Annotated in this window: 3 protein-coding genes; 1 reads left to right on the forward strand and 2 read right to left on the reverse strand. The window is 63.0% G+C overall.

What is annotated here, in order from left to right:
* On the reverse strand, positions 1–286 hold a 286-nt coding region (locus IVA82_RS48035), incomplete at its 3' end, for a hypothetical protein (protein WP_247494071.1).
* 249 nt (positions 287–535) lie between these two features.
* Here IVA82_RS48035 and IVA82_RS48040 point away from each other — a divergent pair.
* On the forward strand, positions 536–1,201 hold the full coding sequence (locus IVA82_RS48040; protein ID WP_247387404.1) for a hypothetical protein: 666 nt from the start codon (positions 536–538) through the stop codon (positions 1,199–1,201).
* A 411-nt stretch (positions 1,202–1,612) separates the two neighbouring features.
* Here IVA82_RS48040 and IVA82_RS48045 read toward each other — a convergent pair whose 3' ends face one another.
* Positions 1,613–2,458, reverse strand: a complete 846-nt coding sequence (locus IVA82_RS48045; RefSeq protein WP_247387403.1) for a transposase — start codon at positions 2,456–2,458, stop codon at positions 1,613–1,615.
* Positions 2,459–2,589 lie beyond the last annotated feature (131 nt).

Consider the following 2,589-nt stretch of genomic DNA (forward strand, 5'->3'; position numbering starts at 1 on the left):
GGGCGGGGGAGCTGGCGGTGGTGGTGCGGCTGGCGGTGGTGGTGCGGGAGCTGGTAGCGGCGGTGCCGGTGGCGCAGGTGGTGCGGGAGCTGGTGGCGGCGGTGCCGGTGGCGCAGGTGGTGCGGGAGCGGGTAGCGGCGGTGCCGGTGGCGCTGGTGGTGCGGGGGCTGGTAGCGGCGGTGCCGGTGGCGGCGGTGGCGCGGGAGCTGGTAGCGGTGCTGCCGGCGGCGGTGCAGGAGCTGCCAGCAGTGGTGCCGGTGGCGGTTATGGTGGGGGCGATCCTCATGCCGGTGAATACGGTTTGCCTTACCCGAACCGGCTGGGAACGCAGATCCAACGGAGCAAGGCTTGGTCTGGTAAGGCTTGGTCTGGTGAGGCTTGGTCTGGCGATGACTGGCTTCGTGACGGTGCTTTTTATCCGTTCCGCGAACGCGCGCCCCGGCCTCGATGGGATATGCGGACACACGCGACGCCCGCGCCTTACCTCCACAAGGTTCACAAAGCTCAGCGGACGAAGCTCAAGCCGCACGAACCAATGCGGAAGATGCTGTCGGACCAGAAACCTGTGCGGCCGCTTGGGGCGCGAACCTCATTGGGCGCGCGTCTCCCGGGAAATGATGATGCGACGGCTGCCAGTCCGCCGGTCAATCGCGCGCAGGATGAAGTTCAAGTCGCGCCACCATCCGTCATCGAGCCCAAAGGCGAGCAAACCATCGGCGCGGCACCGGCAGATGCCTCGGCGGATATCGTTCAGGTCACCCCGCCACCCGTCATCGAGCGCAAAGGCGAGCAAACGATCGGCACGGCACTGGTACAAACGATCGGCACGGCACTGGTAGATGTCTCGGCGGATGTTGTTCCGGTCACCTCTCCGCGCATGATCGAACACAATGACGCGTCGATAACCAGATCACTCGACGGGTCGCTAGTGATGATGATGGTACTCGTGGCACTTGGCTTTATCACGTCACTGCCATTTCGCCGTAGCTATGCCGAACGCGTTTTAGCCTTTGCTGCGATGCGCAGCTCCGAAGCGCGAGCCGACTATACTCGCCCAGTCAACTTACGGTATCCACCGCAAATCGAAGCCGATCCGAATGCCTTATCTAGTCTGGAAGCGTCCGTGAGAAACGTTCTCAACACAATCAAGGAGGCTGAAGCCGAGATGGTTTCCTCGCGACAGCTCCGAAAGCCCGCGTGAAGCCGAGCGGCTACCATCTTGAACTCCGCAGGATGCAGGAACGCAAGGTGCCGCGCGCATTTTTTTGGCAGCGCGAGCTGCCAAGATCTTTCGTTGATCGCTTCCAGCTACTGTCGAACCGCGCCCGTTTCTTCGGTTGAGGGCTGCGATCGCATCACGGATCGCGCCAGACACCCATCAGGATCACCCATGAGGATCAAGCATCGGCCCGACCGGGGCCCGTGCCCTGGCGGCATGGCCGCCCCAGAAGAACGTTGGTGTCGCCTCGCATCCAAAAGAAGTTCACAGAACCGTGGTTGCCGGCAGGCCGGCGCCAATCTCCGGATGGCTTACGCTGCGGGCGATCCGCTGTCACCGCGGCTGGTGACGGCGATCCGGCGTCCAATTCAGTGCAGCTGGTTGCAGCCCCAATCACCGTACGTGGCTCGCCGGATCGCCGTCGTCCTTTTTCAGGGCAAAGCAGCGCGTTACGTCGAACGGCTTGCCCTCCTTCAGGATGTGGTAACAGGCGCGCGCCAACTTGTGTGCCAACGCCTTGGTAGCGACGATGTTGTTGGTCTTGGCTTTCTTGCGGTCATGGAAGCGCTTGGCCTCGGGGCAAAAGCGCCTGGCGAAGTTCGCCGCCTCGACGAAGGCCCAGGCGAGATACTTGTTGCGGTTCTTGACGTTGCCTTCGCCTTTCTTCTTGCGATTGCTGGTGAGCACGCTGTCGACGCAGCGCGCGTAGGACGCAAAGTTGCCGACGTCGGCAAACCGATCGATCGGACCGGTCTCCAGAACAATGACGGTCGCGAGCGTCTGGCCGATGCCCGGCACGCTGGTCAACAAGCCGTATTGCGGTTGGGGCGCGACGCGTTCTTGCAGGCGCTTCTCCAGAACCTCGATCTGTGATTGCAGTGTCGCGATAACGGCAACGTTGGCCTTGATTGCCAAGCCTACATCTGCCGCCAGTGGCAGGCTGTCGATCGTATCGTCGGTCAGCCGCTTGATCTGATTGCTGGTCATCCGCCCACCGAGCTGTCTGGCCATGATATTTTCAACCGCCAGGACATGTGTCGTGCATGACTGCACGAGCTGCATGCGCTTGCGCGCCAGATCGCGCGCCGTCCGCTGCTCCCGCGGCAGGATCGTTCCCGTCGGCAGGATGCCCAGCCGCAGCAGAGAGGCGAGGTGCTGCGCATCGGCCTCGTCGCCGCTGTGCTTCAGTCCTTCGTACTGCTTGATCGCCGCCGTGTTGGCGAGATGCACAGTACGCATACGACGAAGACCGCCTGATTGACGCATGCGCGCGGGCACGGCGAGCTCTATGATGGCGTTGCGAGAAGGTCAGGCAGCCTGCTGATCGGCGGGCTTGTCGGCTCGGCGCAGGAGCTTCCATTCCCAGGGCA

This window comes from Bradyrhizobium sp. 142 (assembly GCF_023074015.1).
Lineage (GTDB): Bacteria > Pseudomonadota > Alphaproteobacteria > Rhizobiales > Xanthobacteraceae > Bradyrhizobium.

What these genes read in the sequence shown, in the direction of transcription:
- IVA82_RS48045 (WP_247387403.1), bottom strand. Translation starts at nt 2,458, where the DNA reads ATGCGTACTGTGCATCTCGCCAACACGGCGGCGATCAAGCAGTACGAA.
- IVA82_RS48040 (WP_247387404.1), top strand. Translation starts at nt 536, where the DNA reads ATGCGGAAGATGCTGTCGGACCAGAAACCTGTGCGGCCGCTTGGGGCG.